Here is a 217-nt window from a genome sequence, read left to right on the forward strand (position 1 = left end):
CCCGGCGGGAGTGGCCGTGAGATCGACGAAGTGGCGCTGCGGTCATTCGCCCTCCCGTTCATCGAGCGCGAGATTGAGCTCGGCGACGTTGATGCGCTCCGCGCCGAGGAATCCCAGATCCCGCCCTTGAATCCTAGACTCCACGAGGTCGCGCACCTCCTGTGCGGAGAGTCCGCGGGCCTCGGCGACGCGCGGCACCTGCAGCAGTGCGTACGCC

At 68.7% G+C, this 217-nt stretch carries 1 protein-coding gene; it reads right to left on the minus strand.

What is annotated here, in order from left to right; all coding sequences use genetic code 11:
* Nucleotides 1–42: 42 nt before the first annotated feature.
* Nucleotides 43–207 (minus strand): potassium-transporting ATPase subunit C, encoded by a 165-nt coding sequence (locus L687_RS0120965; RefSeq protein WP_373695044.1) that lies wholly within the window; start codon nt 205–207, stop codon nt 43–45.
* Nucleotides 208–217 lie beyond the last annotated feature (10 nt).

Source organism: Microbacterium maritypicum MF109 (assembly GCF_000455825.1).
Taxonomy (GTDB): Bacteria; Actinomycetota; Actinomycetes; order Actinomycetales; family Microbacteriaceae; genus Microbacterium; species Microbacterium maritypicum_A.